Source organism: Nocardia fodinahabitans (genome assembly GCF_052983615.1).
Map to the genome: position 1 here is coordinate 410324 of NZ_JBRJJC010000001.1, position 18140 is coordinate 428463.

An 18140-nucleotide genomic window follows, 5' to 3' on the forward strand; every position below is an offset into this window, starting at 1 on the left:
CGCCTCGAGGACACCGCGTCCGCGCCGCCGTTTAGGGTGGGTGACATGCGTTTCGGGGTGCTCGGGCCGGTGGCGGTGTGGACCGACGACGGGCAGCCGGTCCGGGTGCCCGAGCTCAAGGTGCGGGTCCTGCTGGCCGCCCTGCTGGTGGCGCCGGGCCGGATCGTGCCCGCCGACCGGCTCGTCGAGGACCTGTGGGGTGGTGCGGCGCTGCCCGCCAATCCGGCCGGGTCGTTGCAGACCCGCGCGTCCCAGCTACGGCGGGTGCTCGGCGACGCCGAAGACGGTGGCCGCGATCTGCTGGTGTCGCGCTCTCCCGGGTATCTGCTCGAGGTCGCCGCGGACGCGGTGGACGCCCAGGTGTTCCAGGAGCTGGTGCGGCGGGCGCACGCCGCCGGCGACGACGCCACCCGCGCGACCCTGCTCGCCGAGGCGCTGGCGCTGTGGCGTGGTCCCGCGCTGGCCGACCTCGCCGACCATGATTTCGCCCGGATTCCGGTGGTGCGCCTCGAGGAGCAGCGGCTCACCGCGACCGAGGACTACGCGCAGGCCAGGATCGCGCTCGGCGCGCACGAGCAGGTGGCCGACGATCTGGGCGCGCTCACCGAGGAACACCCGCTGCGGGAACGGTTGCGGGCCGCGCACATGCTCGCGCTGTACCGGTCGGGCCGCCACGGCGGGGCGCTGGACTCGTATCGGCGACTGCGCGAGCACCTCGCCGAGGAACTCGGCCTGGATCCGAGCCCGGAGCTCGCCGCGCTGCATCGCGGCGTGCTGGAACAGGATCCGGCGCTCGGCGCCCCGACCCGGCCCGCGCGGGCGACACCGGTCACGCCCCGGCCCACGCTGCCGGTGCCTGCCACGGCGCTGGTCGGGCGCGAGGACGATCTCGCCGGGATCGAGACCCTGCTCCGCGCCGAACGACTCGTAACACTCACCGGCCCCGGCGGTGTCGGCAAGACCCGGCTGGCACTGGCCGTCGGTGCCGGTCATCCGGCGCGCGACGGTGTGCTGTTCGTCGAATTGGCCGGGCTGTGCCTGGGTGCCGAGCCGGACAGCGCGCTGACCGCCCTCACCGAGGTGGTGGCCGCGGCGTTCGAGGTCCGCGACGATTCCGCCGGGACCAGCCCGTTCCCGGTGACCGACAACGGCACCCAGCTGTCCCGGCTCGCCGATGCGGTGCGCGCCAAGCAGGCGCTGCTGGTGCTCGACAACGGCGAGCACGTCGCCGACGCGGCGGCCGCGCTGGTCTCGCGGCTGCTCGGCGCGGCCCCCGGACTCCGGGTGCTGGTGACAAGTCAGGTGCCGCTGAACATCGCGGGCGAGCACCTGTGGCCGGTCGCGCCGCTGACGGTCCCCGCCGCCGACGGCACCGCAGCCGAGGTCGAGAAAGCCGCCGCCGTAAGACTTTTCACCGATCGCGTCCGCTCGACCGCGCCGGGCTTCGCCGTCACCGACGACAATGCCGCCGCGGTCGCGACCATCGCAGGCCATCTCGACGGGGTACCGCTGGCGCTGGAACTGGCGGCGACCCGGGTCCGGGCCCTGGGCGTACACACGCTGGCCGAGCGGATCGAGGACCGGTTCACGCTGCTCTCCGCCGGGTACCGGGACGCCCCCGATCGGCAGCGCACACTACGCGCGGTGATCGACTGGAGCTGGGAGCTGCTCGACGAACCCGAACGCGCGGTGCTGCGCCGGCTCTGCGCCCACGCCGACAGCGCCACGCTGGAGTCGGCCGAAGCCGTGTGCGCGGGTGGCGATGTCGACCGGGTGGATGTCGCGGAACTGCTCGCCCGCCTGGTGGACCGGTCTCTGATCATCGCGCCCGCCACCGACGCCAGACCCCGCTACCGGTTGCTGAAGTCGGTCGCCGCCTACGGCGTGGACCGATTGCGCGACAGCGGCGAGGAAACCGGGACCCGGCTGCGTCATCTCGCGTACTACCGCGCACTCGCCGAACGCGCCGACGCGCACCTGCGCACCGGTGACCAGCGGCGCTGGCTGGCCCGGCTCGACGCCGAATCGGCCGACCTCCGGCGTGCGCTCGAGACCGCCCGTGTCGCAGGCAGATCCGACGACGCGCTCGGTCTCGTGAACGCGCTGGCCTGGTACTGGGTGATGCGGGGACGGCTCGCCGAGGGCATCCGGTCGATCGGTGTCGCGCTGGCGGTGCCCGGCGAAACGGGTTCGGCCGCACGGCGTATCGCACTGCTGTGGCGCGGCGCGCTAGAGCTGGGCCGGGGCCGGACCGTCGACACGCTGCCCGCGCTGGGCGATCGACCCGCGCCCGCGGAGTTGCGCGCCCGCTGGTATCTCGCCCACGTGCACACCGGGTTCGCCGCGCACCACGATATGGACAGCGCCGCCGACCTGCGCACCGCCTTCGCCGACGCCGGACAGGACTGGGGTGTCGCGGCGGCCTCGGCGTCGCTGGCCAGGGACGCGTTCGCGCGCGGCGATCTGACCGGCCTGCGCGAGCACGCCGAACGCAGCCGGGACCTGTTCACGCGGCTCGGCGATCGCTGGGGCCAGGGCATCGCCGGTTTCCTGCTCGGCAGCCACGCCGAGGTCGTCGGCGATCTCGACACCGCGCGCGCCGAGCACCGGGCGGCACTGACGACCGCCGAGGAACTCGGACTGTGGACCGAGGTGGGCGAGCGGCTCACCTCGCTGGGCCGGATCGCGCTGCTGCGTGGGGATCTCGAGCACAGCGCCGAACTGCACGAACGGGCCCGGCGGATCGCCGTCGACCAGGGTCATCTGGTCGGTGAGGAATCCGCGGAGCTCGGTCTCGGCCTGGTCGCGCGGCGCCGCGGCGACCTCACCGCCGCCCGCGCGCACCTCGGCGCCTGGCTGGACTGGCACCTGCGCGCGGGATCCTGGTTCGGCGCCGCGCTGATCCTCGCCGAACTGGGCTTCACCGCTGAACTCGCGGGCGAGGCCGCCGAGGCCGAGCAGCTGCACCGGCGCGGCCTGGACGCGGCGCTGCGCACGGGCGATCCGCGCGCCCACGCGCTAGCCCTGGAGGGGCTGGCCGGTGCGCGCTCGCTGGCGGGCAGGTCCGAACAGGCCGCCCAGCTCCTCGGCGCGGCCGACACACTACGCCGCGGCACCGGAGCGCCGCTGCCCGACGCCGAACGCGGCGACGTCGACCGGATCGAAGCGCGCATCCGTGCCGACCTGGGCGTGGACGGGCTCGCGGCGGCGTTCGCGCGCGGCCGGACCGCCGACCCCGGCGCCCTCGTGGCGGTGGAGACCTCGAGCCGGTCCTGAGTCCGTCCGAAGTCCGCCCGGTCATGGTGGCCGCATGACCAACACCGTGACCGACAGCCCCGAACCCTCGGTGACCGACCACGTCCGCCGCTACCTCGCCATCGACGGCCGCGACGGATACCGCGAAGGCGGCACCACCGACCTCGTCCTCACCACCCTCGGCCCCCGAACCGGGCTTTTCCTCGGACGCGACGGCGACCGCCTCGTCCTCGACCGCAGCGAGGAGCCGAAATGAGCACCCGCGCCCAGGTCCACACCTTCGCCGATATCAAGGCCGATTTCGACGCCATCGTCGGCTCGATCAACTACGCCACCATGACCACCGTCGACGCTGCCGGTCGGCCCCGATCCCGGGTGCTCATCCCGGTCTGGGAGACCGACGGGGAAGTGCCGATCGGGTGGCTGGGGACCTATCGCACGCCGGTGAAGGCCGCGCATATCGCGGGAAATCCGCATGTGACGTTCTCGTATTGGAGTCCGGCGCAGAACACCGTCGCCGTCGACACCGTCGCCGGCTGGACCGACGATCCGGACGAGCGCGCGCACGTGTGGGACCTGTACCGGCACGGCAGCCCACCCGGCGCGGGCTACGACCCCGGCCAGTTCTGGCAGGGTCCGGGCGACCCCGCGTTCCAGGTTCTCCGCCTGTCGCCGTGGCGGATCCAGGTGCTGCGCCGGCGCGATCTGGTCAGCGGGATACCGGCACGTCTCTGGCACGGTCCGCTCCAGGGGGATTGACGGCACCGACGGCGAACGTGGCCGTTCGCCGTCGGCCTGACGAGACCGGACGTCGGCACAGGTCACGCCTCGATCGATTGTGACGGGACACCAATACCAGCCAGTAGTTCCACCAGGAAGGATGTGGGGTCGAATTCGGCGAATCGGGCGATTTCCTTGCCGAGGGAAATAAGCGGAGCTACGTTACCCACATCACAGCAGAGGAGATCTGATTGTGATCCACATCCCGGCCGACGGGTCCTCCATTTTCCGGCGGGATGCTCACCAATCATGCAAGGAGATTCACCATGGGTTCGCTGACCGAGATAATGATGGCCGCAATTGCTGGATTGGGTTCGATGGTCGAGGGTGATGGACTCCTGGCGGTCTTCCTCGGCTCCGTCGAGGCATTCTTCCCGTAAATAGCGCCACCCACCCCACCCCTGCCGGACTCGCCGACGAGCCCGGCACCCAACCGACAAAAGGACAATACACATGGGATCTCTCTACGAATTGATGCAAACCGGCGCCGGCAGCCTCAGCGACGCCGTTCTGCCTTTCATCCAGGCGTTGATCACCGTCAGCGGCGGCACGCCGACGCCAGGTAAGTAGCGCACGGCGAGACACCGCGGGGGCGGGCCGTTCACGGTCCGCCCCCGCCTCGTTTCCGGCAGCCCACCTCGCCCGGGCAACAATCTTTCAATAGCCGATCAGCATAAGTAACCATTGCTCCACAGTGCGAAAAAGAGGATAGAAAACTCCGCTCGGACCCCCCGAAAATGGGGTCTGGCGAACACATCCACGCAGGGCAGGCATCGCACAGCAGCCCACTTCGACCACCGCGACTACATCCCCCGCCGCCCGCCACCTACAGAGCGAGCACCACCACCCCGACACGAACTGCATCGACCAGAACGCCAGCACCACCGCAGATCAGATCCACCACGCAGCATAATCCAGCCCACTTGACAGACTCGTCGCGAACAGCCCCGTTCACCATTCCGCCGTACCAGACAGTCGCCGTAACCACAGGTCACAGGTAGCCGGAACAGACTCGGCCGCAATCACTCAGTAGCTTCCAGAAGGAAGGAAAAAAACGAACGAATCAACCTGAGTGAAACAGCGGGTTGCCACACTGCGGCGGCGGCGCTACGTTACCGGCATCACATCGCCTTCCGATCGTGATAACCGCTCCCGGAGGGGGACCACCCTATTTCCGGGGGCATGACAACAGCGCAAGGAGACACTTCATGGGCTCGTTCGATGAGCTGCTACTCGGCGTACTGGGAGGAATGGCTTCCGCGAACCAGGGCGACCTTCTGCTCGAGACCTTCCTGGGCTCCGTCGAAGCCTTCTTCCCGTAATCCGATATCACCCGCAGGAGTAACACATGGGTTCCCTCTACGAAATGTTCGCCACCGGCATGGCCAGTCTCGGCGACACCACCCTGCCCCTCGTCCAGGCGCTGATCACCCTGAGCGGCGGCACGCCCATCGGCGGCTGACCCTTCACTGACCTCAGGTTTCTCGACAATCAAGCAAGGAGTTCGACCATGGGTTCGTTGACAGAACTGATGATGGCGGCCATCGCGGGCTTGGGTTCCGCGGCCGAAGGTGACGGCCTGCTCGCCGTCTTCCTGGGTTCGGTCGAAGCCTTCTTCCCGTAACCCGCTCACCGACATACACCCTCAGGAGTACGACATGGGTTCCCTCTACGAACTGCTGGAGACCGGCGCGGGCAGCCTCAGCGATGCCGCGCTGCCCTTCATCCAGGCGCTGATCACCGTGAGCGGTGGCACGCCCACCCCGGGCAAGTAATCCCAGCGCACGTAGTTCAGTGTGGTGCGGGGGCCGGCCACCGTCCGGCTCCCGCACCCACCCGAGAAGTCAGCAGGCTCGCATCACCATGAAGAACGAAATGCTCCGCGCGATCGTGTCGGCCGCCTGTGTCGTGGCCGTCGCCGCGACACCCGTCTTCGTCGACACCGCGCAGGCCGCAGCCACACCCGGCGCCCGGCTGGTGAGTCGGACCCAGTCCGGCCAGATCGCCGACATCAGCGTCTACTCCCCCGCCATGGACCGCACGATCGCGCTGCGCGTCCTGCGACCGGCCGACACCACGGCCCCCGCCCCCACGTTGTACCTGCTCAACGGCGCGGGCGGCGGCGAGGATTCGGCCAACTGGCCGGGCCAGACCGATGCGGGCGGATTCTTCGCCGACAAGCACGTCAACGTCGTCATCCCGATGGAAGGCGCGTTCAGCTACTACACCGACTGGCAGCGACCCGACGAGAAGCTCGGGAAGAACCTGGAGAACAACGGCCGGAACATGTGGACGACGTTCCTGACCCAGGAGCTGCCGCCGATCATCGACGCGGCCTTCGGCACGAACGGCGTCAACTCGCTGGCGGGCATCTCGATGGCGGGCACCTCGGTCCTCGACCTCGCCATCCAGGCCCCCGACCTGTACCGCAGCGTGTCCGCCTACAGCGGCTGCGCGATGACCAGCGACCCGATCGGCCGGGCCTTCGTCTCGACCGTGGTGCGGATGGGCGGCGGCGACGTCGAGAACATGTGGGGTCCGGCTACCGACGCCGCCTGGCGCGAACACGACCCCTTCGTCCAGGCCCATCGATTGCCGGATATTCCGATGTATATTTCCGCCGGAACGGGTTTGCCCGGAATTCACGACACTCTCGCAAATCCACGCGTGCATATCAACGGCAAGAACCCGACCTCCATTCTGACGAATCAAATGCTCGTCGGTGGCGGTATCGAAGCGGCGACCATGTATTGCACGGCGAGTTTGGCTCAGCGCACCCGGCAACTCGGCCGGACGAATATCACCTACAACCTCCGGCCCACCGGCACCCATTCGTGGGGTTACTGGGAAGACGACCTGCACGCGTCGTGGCCGATGATGGCGACGGCGCTCGGCCTGTGAGCGCCGAGCTGCGGGTCGGCACCGAACAGCTGCGCCCGCGCGACGCGGTGTTCGTCTACGACGAGACCGACCGGCACCTGTCGAACGTCGTCGGGGTGTACTTCGCCGACTCCTCGGACCGGGAAGCGCTGACCATCGGCGAGGTCCTGGACTGGGCGCGGGCGGGCATCGGGCACGCGGCGCTGTTCCACCGGCGGCTGCAGCGCGTGCCGATGGATCTGGATCTGCCGTACTGGGTGCCCGATCCGTCCATGTCGGTGCGCGAGCACGTCACCCTGGCGCGGCCGGGCGCCGGAACCTGGGACGACGCGCGCGCCCGGATCGCCGAGATCACCGCCACACGTTTGGATCTGACGCGACCGCCGTGGCACATCCACGTGCTCGATCGCATCGACGGGGTACCGGGGATGCCGGGCCCGACCACGATCGTGGTGCTCGCGTTCCACCACAGCGTCGGCGACGGCGTCGCCACCCGCGCGCTCGAGCAGCGGCTGTTCGGCACCGATCCGGCGCCCGCGATCCGCCTCGACGCCTCGCGGCCGCTGGCGCGGGCGATCCGGACGACCGCCGCGCTCCCACTGCGGCCCGCGCTGTTCGTCGGCGGATTGCGGCGCGCCCGCGCGGCCCAGGACGAACTACGCGCGCTGGTCGACGCGGGAACGGTGCACGAACCCGTGGCCGAGCGCCCGGCGACCCGGTTCAACCGGGATGTCCACGCGGAACTCACCTTCCACTTGATACCGATCCCCCTGCCGGAGGTCCGCGCCGCGAAAGCCGCGGCACCGCAGCGGGTCACGATCAACGACCTGATGCTGACGACGATCGCCGGCGCGCTGGCCGCCTATCTCGCCGAGCACGACGAGACGCCCGACGGCTCGCTGGCCGCGATGGTGCCGATGTCGATGCGCGGTGTCGCCGACTGGGATTCGGCGAATCAGCTCAGCCAGATGATCGTCGACCTGCACACCGACCTCACCGATCCGCTCGCCCGGCTGGCCGCGGTCAGGCGATCGGCGGGGCTGGCCAAACAGCGGACCGCCGACCCGGTGGTGCGGCGCGGCGAGCGCCGGGTGGAGACCGCGCCCGCTCTGCTGCTGCGCGCCGCCGGATGGGCCAGGGCGCAACGGCGTTTCGACGACGCGGCGACGGTGCCGTTGTGCAACACCACCATCAGCAACGTGCCGCCGGTGACCGACTCCCTGGTCTTCTGCGACCGGCCGATCCGCCGGGTCGTCGGCTCGCTGCCGATCCTCGACGGTGACGGCCTGCGGCACCTGATCACCTCGCAGGGTGACGACATCGTCATCGCGGTCACCACGAACCCCGCGATGATGCCCGACCCGGAGCACTACGGCGAGCTGCTGCTGCGATCGTTTCGCGAGCTCGCCGCCGCACTCCTCGCCGGCTCCTAGCGTTGCAGGCAGCTGGTGCGGCGCACCGGCAGGCCCCGATCCTCGAGCGCGCCGAGCAGCAGCTGGCCCCGGCGGGCGCCCGCGGTGGCGTCGGTGCGGGCCAGGTCGGGCACGTAGGTCGCCGCGCCGATGACGGATTCGCCGACCAGCGACCAGAACCGGCGCGCGGGCAGGCCGGAGCAGCGGGTGAGCACGGACTGCAGCGGGCTCAGCGAGGACGCGCACCGCTGGGCCAGCCAGACCGCCATCGCCGCCTCGCAGGGCAGCGCGACCGCGTCCAGCTCGTCGGCCTCGGGGTCACCGTCGACGACGCGAATCGTGGTGTCGGACAAGCCCGCCCAGTCGATGCCACCGTCGTTGTCGTGGTGGATCCAGAGATTGTCGCGGCCCGGATCCCAGGCCCGGCCCGCCATCACGAACAGCGCCGTCACCCGGCCGGCGACGGCGTGGATCAGGGCGGTCGCCACTACCTCGGCGGCGATGTCGTCGTTGATCATCTCGGCGGCGTGCCTGCGGTACATGAGCTCGACGCGGCCCTCGGACAGGCCGTTGGGCACATGCCACCAGCGGCGTTTGCCCTGACCGGCCATCGCCGCCACGGCATAGACCCGCGGATGTTCGGGTTGCAGCGATTGCAACCGGGCACACACGCGATCGAACGCGGCGGTGCTGCGGGACGTGGCGGTGGTGACGGGCTCGGGCATCGAACCTCCTCGAACAGTGGGTTCCCGTGACGATGATGTCTCGGAACATAGGTTAGGCTTACCAGACTTCACAAGTCATGTCCGGATTCGAGTCAGGAGAAGTTCGTCGCCGTGATCCACCCTGGCACCGTCAGACGTCGTCGTCTGACCGGGCTTCTTCTGCTCGTTGTACTGCTCACCGTCGCGGTGGTGGCGAGCATCGCCATCGGTACCCGCTCGCTCGCACCGGCCACGGTGTTCGACGCCGTCACACACGCTCTCGGCTGCGACGGCGGCCCGTTCCGATGCCCGGCCCGCTCCACCGCCGAGGAAATCGTGCGTGAGCTACGTCTGCCGCGCACCGCGTTGGCCCTGGTCGCCGGGATGGCGCTGGGCATCGCGGGCGCGCTCATCCAGGGGTATACCCGGAATCCGCTCGCTGATGCCGGTTTGTTGGGACTGAATGCCGGCGCGGGCTTTCTGGCCGCGCTCAGCATCTATCTGTTCGGCTTCACCGCACCGAGCCAGTACATCTGGTTCGCCTTCGCCGGGTCGGCGATCGCGGGCGTCATCGTGTTCGGGGTGTCCTCGATCGGCGGCGGCACGGCGAGTCCGCTGAGCCTGGTGCTCGCCGGCGCGGCGGTCACCGCGTTCCTGCAGGCGATGACCAACGCGGTGGTCGTCCTCGACAACGCGGCGCTCGACACCTACCGGTTCTGGGTGGTCGGCACGGTGAACGGGCGCGAGGGTTCGGTGTTCTGGCAGGTGCTGCCGTTCCTCGTGATCGGTATGGCGATGGCGATCGCTGCGGCGCCCGGCCTGAATCTGCTCAGCCTCGGCGACGATGTCGCCCGCGGCCTCGGGGTCGATGTCGGCCGCGCGCGGGCGTTCGGGCTGTGCGCGGTGGTGCTGCTCAGCGGCGCGGCCACCGCGGCCGTCGGGCCGATCGCCTTCCTCGGCCTGGTGGTGCCGCATATCGCGCGCACGATCACCGGGCCCGACAACCGCTGGCTGATCCCCTACTCGGGACTGATCGGCGGACTGCTGCTGCTCGTCGCCGACATCGCGGGCCGGGTGGTCGCCCGGCCGGGCGAACTCCAGGTCGGCGTGATGCTGGCGGCGATCGGCGCGCCGTTCTTCATCGCCCTGGTGCGCCGCAAGAAGCTGGTGACGCTGTGAGCACCCTCGAGACGGACAAGCCCACCGACGCGGGCGCGGCACTGCGCACGGTGCGGCCCGCGCTGCGGATCGGACCGGTGTCGCTGGTGTGGCGACCGGTGCTGTTCGGTGCCGTACTGGCGCTCGCGGCGCTGGTCTTCGCGCTGTTCTGCCTGGATATCGCCGTCGGCGAGACCACTATCCCGCTGAGCCGCGTCCTCGACGTGCTCGGTGGCGGTGGCACCCGATCGCAACGGTTCATCATCATCGAGGCGCGGCTGCCCCGGGCGCTGACTGCCGTGGTGGTCGGCGCGGCGCTCGGCCTGTCCGGCGCGCTGATGCAGTCGATCCTGCACAACCCGCTGGCCGGGCCCGATGTCCTCGGGATCACCACCGGTGCCAGTGCCGGCGCCGTGGCGGTGCTGGTCGGCAGCGGCGGCGCGACCACGGGACTGATCGCCACGCTCGGTGCGCCGCTGGCCGCGCTCACCGGCGGACTGCTCACGGCGATCGTCATCTATCTGCTCGCCTGGGGACGCGGCCGGGCCGGGGAACGCGGGGTCACCGGATTCCGCCTGGTGCTCATCGGCATCGGCGTCAACGCGGTGCTCATGTCGGTGATCAGCTACCTGCTGACCCGGGCCAGCCTCACCGATGCCGCCAGGGCCCAGCTCTGGCTCACCGGATCGCTCAACGCCGCGGACATGGCCAGGGTCGCGCCCGCCGTGATCGCGCTGGCCGTGGTGACGGTGGTCGCGCTGGTCTCGGCGCGGACACTGGCCGCGCTGCGTCTGGGCGAGGATTCGACGCGGGTGCTCGGCGTGCGCATCCAGGCCCAGCAGGCGCTGCTCATCGGCGCCTCGGTGGTGGCGGCGTCGGTGGCCACCGCGGCCGTCGGGCCGGTCGGTTTCGTCGCGCTCGCGGCACCGCAGATCGCCAGGATGGCGCTGCGCACGCCGGGTGAACCGCTCATCGCCGCCGCGCTGACCGGCGCCGGACTGGTCGCCGCGGCCGATATCATCTCGCGCACACTGCTTCCCGTCGAACTGCCCGTCGGCATCGTGACCGCCGCGCTCGGCGGGCCGTTCCTGCTCTACCTGCTCGTCCGCATGAATCGGAAGGCCACGCTCTCATGACCAGCCCCGCCCACCGCCTCGCCGCCGACAGCGTCTCCCTCGGCTACGGCGAGCGGGTGATCGTCGACGAGCTGAGCCTCGGCATCGCCCCCAGCGTGGTCACCACCGTCATCGGGCCCAACGGCTGCGGCAAGTCCACGCTGCTCAAGTCGCTGGGCAGGCTGCTGCGCCCGCGGGAGGGGCAGGTGGTGCTCGACGGCAAGGCCATCTCGTCGATGAAGACCAAGGACGTCGCCCGGGTGATCGGCATGCTGCCGCAGACCCCGGTCGCCCCCGAGGGACTCACCGTCGCGGATCTGGTCGCCCGCGGCAGGCACCCGCACCAGTCCTGGCTGCGGCAGTGGTCGGCCGACGACGAGACCGAGGTCGCCGCCGCGCTGGCCCAGACCGGCATCACCGATCTCGCCGAGCGCACCCTCGACGAACTCTCCGGCGGCCAGCGCCAGCGGGCCTGGATCTCGATGGCCCTGGCCCAGGGCACCGACATCCTGCTGCTCGACGAGCCGACCACCTACCTCGACCTCGCGCACTCGCTCGAGGTGCTCGACCTCGTCGACCGGCTGCACGCCGAGTTCGGGCGCACGGTGGTGATGGTGCTGCACGATCTCAACCTCGCCATCCGCTACAGCGACGAGCTCGTGGTGATGTCGGCCGGGCGCATCGTGGCGCGGGGAAGACCCGCCGACATCGTCACCGCCGAGCTGCTCGCCGAGGTGTTCGGGCTCGACGCGACGGTCCTCACCGATCCGGTCTCGGGGCGGCCGATGATCGTCCCGATCGGCACGAGGCATGTGCGCGGCGCCGACGGGTATGACGAATGACACACCAGCAAACCCACCGTTACGACAATCTGTAGTACGCATCTTTGTCGTTGAGTCCGTAAAATTGTGGGATGGCAGGACTCGGCGAACTCGAAAAAGCGGTCATGGACCAGTTGTGGTCGGCCGACGAACCGCAGACGGTGCGGCAGGTCCACGAAGCACTGGCCGCACGGCGCGAGCTCGCGTACACGACAGTGATGACCGTGCTGCAGCGGCTGGCGAAGAAGGATCTGGTGGTGCAACGGCGCGATGATCGCGCCCATCGATACGCACCGGTACACAGCCGCGACGAACTGGTCGCGAGCCTGATGGTCGACGCGTTGCAGCAGGCCGACGCGGCGGGCAGCCGTGCCGCCGCGCTGGTGCACTTCGTGGAACAGGTGGGCAAGGACGAGGCCGATGCCCTCAGGGAGGCGCTCGCCAAGCTCGAATCCGACGAGAAGAGCGGCTAGACTCCCTGGCGGCTCTCACAACGACGTGAGCGCCCCTGGTCCCACAACGCAGTGAGCAGAGTCGATGAACGCAACCGCGGCAGTCTTCGCCGGTCTCGCCTTGCTTCTCGCAGGGCCGGTACCAGCGCTGCTCAGCCGCGCGACCTGGGTGCATCGGTCCCCGCGCGCGGCCCTGGTGCTGTGGCAGGCCATCGCGCTGGCCGCCGTGCTCAGCGCCTTCGGTTCCGGGCTGGCCATCGCCAGCCTGCTGCTCGTCCCCGGCCCCGACGGTAGGCCGACCACCTCCCCCACCAAGGAGATCGACGCGCTCGGTCTTCCGCTGTGGACGATCTACGTGCTGGTCTTCGCGCTGACCCTGATGATCGGCGCCCGGCTCATCTTCTCCATCGTTCGCGTCGGCGTGCACACCCGTCGCCGCAGGTCCCGGCATCGGATGCTGGTCGACCTGCTGGATCAGAGCGGGCCGGTCCGCCGCGCCGCCGACATCCGCGTGCTCGCCGCGACCGAACCCATCGCCTACTGCCTGCCCGGGCTGCGGCAGCGGGTGGTGCTCAGCGAAGGCACGCTGACCAGCCTCGACGACGCCGAGGTCACCGCGATCGTCAGCCACGAGCGCTCCCATCTGCGGGCCCGCCACGATCTGGTGCTCGAGGCGTTCACCGCGGTGCACGAGGCGTTCCCGCGGGTGGTGCGCAGCAAGGCGGCGCTCGGCTCGGTGAAGCTGCTGATCGAACTGCTCGCCGACGACTCCGCCGTCAAGGTCACCGGCCCCAAGCCGCTGGCCCGCGCGCTGGTCGCCTGTGCCAAGTCGACCGCGCCGCAGGGCGCTCTGGCCGCGGGCGGACCGAGCACCCTGATCCGCATCCAGCGGCTCGCAGGCCACACCGGCGACGTGAGAGTCGCCACCGCCGCCTACCTCGGTTCGGCGGCCATCCTGGTCGTGCCGACGCTCGCGGTCGCGGTGCCGTGGTTGCAGGAGCTGAACCGGCTCCTCCGGGGCTGACCTGGCGATTCGCCGCCTCTTCCACCACCGGAACGGCACCCGTCCGGCCCTTGCGCGCAGCCTCTCGACCACCTCGCACAATCATCGCTACAAACAGTCGGCTGACCAGCGCGTTTACCCACGCGCCACCGATCCCGCCTATCCTGGGAGCTCGGTCCTTCCTGCTGGGCCGCACCCCGTGCACGCCGTCGGCGTATCCGGGTCATCGGCGCCGGTCATCTTCCAGCGCGATGCGCAGCCCAACGAAAGGCCATTTTGTCTTCCTCTCCGCGTCCCGACGCCTCCTTCGCCGACCTCGGTCTGCCCGTCGCACTGGTGCAGACCCTGCGCAACGCGGGCATCGAGAAGCCCTTCCCCATCCAGGCCGCCACGATCGGCGACGCGCTCGCCGGGCGTGACGTGCTCGGTCGTGGCCCGACCGGCTCGGGCAAGACCCTCGCCTTCGGCCTGCCGATGCTGACCCGCCTCACCGGCGCGTCCGCCAAGCCGGGCCGCCCGCGCGGCCTGGTCCTCGTGCCCACCCGGGAGCTCGCGACCCAGATCGAGCGCGCGCTCGACGAGGCCGCGCTCTCGCTCGGCCTGCGGGTGGCCTCCGTCGTCGGCGGTGCGCCGATCAAGCGCCAGGCCGACCGGCTCGCACGCGGCGTCGACCTGCTCATCGCCACTCCCGGCCGCCTCGACGACCTGATCAAGCAGCGGGCCGCCGATCTGTCCGACGTGATGATCACCGCGCTCGACGAGGCCGATCACATGGCCGACATGGGCTTCCTGCCCCAGGTCACCCGCCTGCTCGATCGCACGCCGAAAGACGGTCAGCGCCTGCTGTTCTCGGCCACCCTCGACGGTGACGTCGACAAGCTGGTCAAGCGCTACATGCACCAGCCGGTCACCCACTCCACCGCGCCGCCGGAGGCGTCGGTGACCACCATGTCGCACCACCTGCTCTACGTGCGCGACAAGAACGTCAAGCGCTCGGTCGCCACCGAGATCGCCGCCCGCGACGGCCTGACCATCATGTTCGTGCGCACCAAGCACGGCGCCGACCGGTTGGCCAAGCAGCTGCGCGGCGCCGGTGTCGCGGCGGGCTCGCTGCACGGCGGCAAGGCACAGAACAACCGCACCCGCACGCTGGCGGCCTTCGCCGACGGCTCGGTGCCGGTGCTGGTGACCACCGATGTCGCCGCGCGCGGCATCCACATCGACGGCGTCTCGCTGGTCGTGCACTTCGACCCGCCCGCCGAGCACAAGGCCTACCTGCACCGGGCCGGGCGCACCGCGCGCGCCGGTGAGGACGGTGTCGTGGTCACCCTCGTCACCGACGAGGAGCGCAAAGACGTCGCCGCGATGACCCGCAAGGCCGGCGTGCAGACCGACGGCGTGGACGTCCGCCCCGGCGACCGGAAGCTGGTGGAGATCACCGGCGCCCGCAAGCCCAGCGGTATCGCGCTGGCCGCCCCCGCCGCACCGGCCCAGGCCACCGCGCCGAGGTCGGCGACCGGCGGACGCTCGCGTCGCCCCCGCTCCGGTGGCGCACCGGCGAGCGAGGCCGCACAGGGCCACAGCCGCACCGGCGGCGCGCCGCGCCGGGAGCGTCCGGCCGGTGAGTCGCGCAGCCGCAAGCCCGCGGGCACCGGTGGACACGCCCGCAGCGGCGACACGCCGACGAATTCGCGTCGTCGAGCTGCGCGTCCGGCCGCTCCGGCGGCCCGTCGCAACCGCTCGGCAAACTGAATCATCGCGTGGCCGAACCGATTACGGTTCGGCCACGCTGCTGTTCGGGGTTCGCCGCTCCGGCGCGGTAGCCGACCACGTGATCCGGCGTCGGCGGCGTGTTCGCACCGTCGTCCCACTGCGAGCTCGGCTCGCAGCCACACCGCCGGTCGGATCGGCCCCACCGAAGCGGTCGTCCGGCCGGGCGCCTCCCGCCGACACCGCGGTCCGGCTGCCACACTGACCTCGTGACGAACCGTTCGATCGCCGCGATCGTGTGCGCCGTCGTCGCCGCGATGCTGTTCGCGGTGTCGTCGGTGGCGCAGCAGCGGGCGGCCGCCGCGGTCCCCGGCGACGCGTCGCTGGTACGCACCCTGCTGCGGAACAAGCGCTGGTGGGCCGCGATCGTCGGTGATGTCGGGGGGTACGGCATGCAGGTGCTCGCGCTCGCCTTCGGCGCGGTGCTGGTCGTCCAGCCGATCCTGGTCAGCTCGCTGGTCTTCGCGCTGCCGCTGTCCGCGCGGTTGAACCATCAACGGATCACCGGGCGGGCCGCCGCGACGGCGCTGGTCCTCGTGACCGCCCTCGTCCTGTTCCTCGTCATCGGTGATCCGACCGCGGGCGAGCAGACCGCGCCGCTACGAGAGTGGCTGGTGCCCTTGGCGATTCTGCTGAGCATCGTCGCCGTCGCGACCCTGGCGGGGTTCCTGGTCCATAAGCCGTCCGAGCGGGCCATGGCCCTCGGACTCGCCGGTGGCGCGCTGTTCGGTCTGGCCGCCGCCCTCACCGACCGCGTGGTCACCCTGTTCGGCGACGGCTTCGGCAGCGTGCTCACCGGCTGGCAGACCTGGGCGCTGGTCGGGGCCGGGCTGCTCGGCTTCTACCTCCAGCAGCGCGCGTACCAGGCCGGACCGCTGGCCGCCTCGCTGCCCGCCGCAGCGGTGGCCGAACCGCTGGCCGCCGCGTTCCTCGGTCTCACCGCCCTGAACGAGCAGCTGCGCACCGACGGCCTCGGCCTGGTCGCCGTCGTGACCTGCGTCGTCGTGATGTGCGTGGCCACCGTCGCGTTGTGCCGCACACAGGCCGCGCCGCTGCCGGAAGCGGCTGACACTGCGCACTGAGGTGCCGCCCACTGCTGACCTCACCCGGCTATCATCGAACAAGTGCGATTTCTTCCGGGACCCCAGCCGCCGTATGACCTGACCTACGACGACATCTTCCTCGTCCCGAACCGGACGGATGTCGCGTCCCGGTTCGATGTGGACCTGGCCAGTGTCGACGGGTCCGGCACCACCATCCCCCTCGTGGTCGCGAACATGACCGCCGTCGCGGGCAAGCGGATGGCCGAGACCGTCGCCCGCCGCGGTGGTCTCGTCGTCCTCCCCCAGGATCTGCCGATCCCCGCCGCCGCCGAGACCATCGCGTTCGTGAAGAGCCGCTCGCTCACCGCCGACACCCCCGTCACCCTCGACCCCGATCACTCGGTGTCCGACGCGGTGGCGCTGATGCACAAGCGCGCGCACGGCGCGGTCGTGATCGTCGAGGACGGCAAGCCGGTCGGGGTGGTCACCGAGGCCGCCTGCGTCGATGTCGACCGGTTCGCGCGGCTGCGCGAGGTCGCGTTCACCGATTTCGTGCAGGCCCCCGTCGACGAATCGCCGCGCGAGATCTTCGACCGCCTGGCCGAGGCGCACGCCCAGCTCGCCGTGCTCACCCACACCGACGGCACGCTGGCCGGCGTGATGACCCGCACCGGCGCGATCCGGGCCGGCATCTACACCCCCGCGATCGACGCGAACGGCAAGCTGCGGGTCGCCGCCGCGGTCGGCATCAACGGTGACGTGGCCGACAAGGCGAAGGCGCTGGCCGAGGCGGGCGCGGACGTGCTCGTCATCGACACCGCGCACGGCCACCAGGCCAAGATGCTCGAATCGCTGCGCGCCGTCGCCGACCTCGGGCTCGGCGTGCCGCTGGCCGCGGGCAATGTCGTCTCCGCCGAGGGCACCCGCGATCTGGCCGCGGCGGGCGCGACGATCATCAAGGTCGGGGTCGGCCCCGGCGCCATGTGCACCACCCGGATGATGACCGGAGTCGGCCGCCCGCAGTTCTCCGCGGTGGCCGAATGTGCCGAAGCGGCCAGGGAACTCGGCGTGCACGTGTGGGCCGACGGCGGCGTGCGACACCCGCGCGATGTCGCCCTGGCGCTGGCCGCGGGCGCGTCGAACGTGATGATCGGTTCCTGGTTCGCCGGCACCTACGAATCCCCCGGCGACCTGCGCGTCGACCGCGACGGCAACGCCTACAAGGAGAGCTTCGGCATGGCCTCCAAGCGGGCCGTCGCCGCGCGCACCGCCGCCGACAACGGCTTCGACCGGGCCCGCAAGGCACTGTTCGAGGAGGGCATCTCCAGCTCGCGCATGCGCCTGGACCCCGAGCGCCCCGGTGTCGAGGACCTCATCGACCACATCTGCTCGGGTGTGCGCAGCTCCTGCACCTACGCCGGCGCCCGCTCGCTGGCGGAGTTCCACGAGCGCGCCGTGCTCGGCGTGCAGTCCGCGGCCGGTTTCGCGGAGGGCCGCCCGCTGCCCAGCGGCTGGTGATCTCCGACCGACCCACGGCCGATCGGAGCTCGGAGTTCCGATCGGCCGCTGTCGTTTCCACCGGCCCGCCCGCGCCGCTGACACATCATCAGTGGGCACCGATTACTATGGAGTTGCCGATCTCGGCAGTGCTTTCTTCCCCATCTCGAAAGGATCCAGTTGTCACCCGCGTCCAAGGGCGCCACACAGGAGGGTTCCTCTACGGAGCCGGGTGACCAACCCGGCGTCC

General features: G+C 70.7%; 14 protein-coding genes. 13 read left to right on the top strand and 1 reads right to left on the bottom strand.

Annotated features, from left to right (window positions below):
- Window positions 1-45: 45 nt before the first annotated feature.
- The 5 genes from NV348_RS01905 to NV348_RS01925 all read left to right on the top strand — a co-directional run bounded on the left by NV348_RS01905 (window position 46) and on the right by NV348_RS01925 (window position 8348).
- Window positions 46-3276, top strand: a complete 3231-nt coding sequence (locus NV348_RS01905) for an AfsR/SARP family transcriptional regulator (protein ID WP_447145396.1) — start codon at window positions 46-48, stop codon at window positions 3274-3276.
- Window positions 3277-3310: 34 nt separating this feature from the next.
- A complete protein-coding gene (locus NV348_RS01910) occupies window positions 3311-3511 on the top strand; it encodes a PNPOx family protein (RefSeq protein WP_447145397.1) in 201 nt (66 codons plus the stop codon).
- Window positions 3508-4014, top strand: a complete 507-nt coding sequence (locus tag NV348_RS01915; RefSeq protein WP_447145398.1) for a pyridoxamine 5'-phosphate oxidase family protein — start codon at window positions 3508-3510, stop codon at window positions 4012-4014. Before NV348_RS01910 ends, NV348_RS01915 begins: the two co-directional genes overlap by 4 nt.
- A 1884-nt stretch (window positions 4015-5898) precedes the next feature.
- Window positions 5899-6936 (top strand): alpha/beta hydrolase, encoded by a 1038-nt coding sequence (locus NV348_RS01920; protein WP_447145399.1) that lies wholly within the window; start codon window positions 5899-5901, stop codon window positions 6934-6936.
- Window positions 6933-8348: a wax ester/triacylglycerol synthase family O-acyltransferase gene (locus NV348_RS01925; RefSeq protein WP_447145400.1), complete on the top strand. Its 1416-nt coding sequence runs from the start codon at window positions 6933-6935 to the stop codon at window positions 8346-8348. The genes NV348_RS01920 and NV348_RS01925 overlap by 4 nt, the downstream gene beginning before the upstream one ends.
- Here NV348_RS01925 and NV348_RS01930 read toward each other — a convergent pair.
- A complete protein-coding gene (locus NV348_RS01930) occupies window positions 8345-9052 on the bottom strand; it encodes a hypothetical protein (protein WP_447145401.1) in 708 nt (235 codons plus the stop codon). The genes NV348_RS01925 and NV348_RS01930 overlap by 4 nt on opposite strands.
- A gap of 111 nt (window positions 9053-9163) precedes the next feature.
- Here NV348_RS01930 and NV348_RS01935 point away from each other — a divergent pair, with 111 nt between their 5' ends.
- The 8 genes from NV348_RS01935 to NV348_RS01970 all read left to right on the top strand — a co-directional run bounded on the left by NV348_RS01935 (window position 9164) and on the right by NV348_RS01970 (window position 17911).
- Window positions 9164-10210, top strand: a complete 1047-nt coding sequence (locus tag NV348_RS01935) for a FecCD family ABC transporter permease (RefSeq protein ID WP_447145402.1) — start codon at window positions 9164-9166, stop codon at window positions 10208-10210.
- Window positions 10207-11325: a FecCD family ABC transporter permease gene (locus NV348_RS01940; RefSeq protein ID WP_447145403.1), complete on the top strand. Its 1119-nt coding sequence runs from the start codon at window positions 10207-10209 to the stop codon at window positions 11323-11325. Before NV348_RS01935 ends, NV348_RS01940 begins: the two co-directional genes overlap by 4 nt.
- The gene (locus NV348_RS01945; protein WP_447145404.1) at window positions 11322-12146 is read left to right on the top strand and encodes an ABC transporter ATP-binding protein; all 825 of its coding nucleotides are present in this window, start codon (window positions 11322-11324) and stop codon (window positions 12144-12146) included. Before NV348_RS01940 ends, NV348_RS01945 begins: the two co-directional genes overlap by 4 nt.
- 71 nt (window positions 12147-12217) lie before the next feature.
- Window positions 12218-12598: a BlaI/MecI/CopY family transcriptional regulator gene (locus tag NV348_RS01950; RefSeq protein ID WP_447145405.1), complete on the top strand. Its 381-nt coding sequence runs from the start codon at window positions 12218-12220 to the stop codon at window positions 12596-12598.
- 64 nt (window positions 12599-12662) lie between these two features.
- Window positions 12663-13601: a M56 family metallopeptidase gene (locus NV348_RS01955; protein ID WP_447145406.1), complete on the top strand. Its 939-nt coding sequence runs from the start codon at window positions 12663-12665 to the stop codon at window positions 13599-13601.
- 255 nt (window positions 13602-13856) lie between these two features.
- Window positions 13857-15332 carry a DEAD/DEAH box helicase gene (locus NV348_RS01960; protein ID WP_447145407.1) on the top strand — a complete coding sequence of 492 codons (1476 nt, stop codon included), beginning with the start codon at window positions 13857-13859 and terminating at the stop codon, window positions 15330-15332.
- Between the two features lie 227 nt (window positions 15333-15559).
- Complete coding sequence (locus NV348_RS01965; protein ID WP_447145408.1) at window positions 15560-16432, top strand: DMT family transporter; 873 nt, start codon at window positions 15560-15562, stop codon at window positions 16430-16432.
- A gap of 42 nt (window positions 16433-16474) precedes the next feature.
- Window positions 16475-17911 carry a GuaB1 family IMP dehydrogenase-related protein gene (locus tag NV348_RS01970; RefSeq protein ID WP_447145409.1) on the top strand — a complete coding sequence of 479 codons (1437 nt, stop codon included), beginning with the start codon at window positions 16475-16477 and terminating at the stop codon, window positions 17909-17911.
- Window positions 17912-18140 lie beyond the last annotated feature (229 nt).

Excerpts from the sequence above, each read along its gene's own strand:
- NV348_RS01920 (WP_447145399.1), top strand. The coding sequence starts at position 5,899 with ATGAAGAACGAAATGCTCCGCGCGATCGTGTCGGCCGCCTGTGTCGTG.
- NV348_RS01945 (WP_447145404.1), top strand. The coding sequence starts at position 11,322 with ATGACCAGCCCCGCCCACCGCCTCGCCGCCGACAGCGTCTCCCTCGGC.
- NV348_RS01905 (WP_447145396.1), top strand. The coding sequence starts at position 46 with ATGCGTTTCGGGGTGCTCGGGCCGGTGGCGGTGTGGACCGACGACGGG.
- NV348_RS01930 (WP_447145401.1), bottom strand. The coding sequence starts at position 9,052 with ATGCCCGAGCCCGTCACCACCGCCACGTCCCGCAGCACCGCCGCGTTC.
- NV348_RS01950 (WP_447145405.1), top strand. The coding sequence starts at position 12,218 with ATGGCAGGACTCGGCGAACTCGAAAAAGCGGTCATGGACCAGTTGTGG.
- NV348_RS01955 (WP_447145406.1), top strand. The coding sequence starts at position 12,663 with ATGAACGCAACCGCGGCAGTCTTCGCCGGTCTCGCCTTGCTTCTCGCA.
- NV348_RS01910 (WP_447145397.1), top strand. The coding sequence starts at position 3,311 with ATGACCAACACCGTGACCGACAGCCCCGAACCCTCGGTGACCGACCAC.
- NV348_RS01915 (WP_447145398.1), top strand. The coding sequence starts at position 3,508 with ATGAGCACCCGCGCCCAGGTCCACACCTTCGCCGATATCAAGGCCGAT.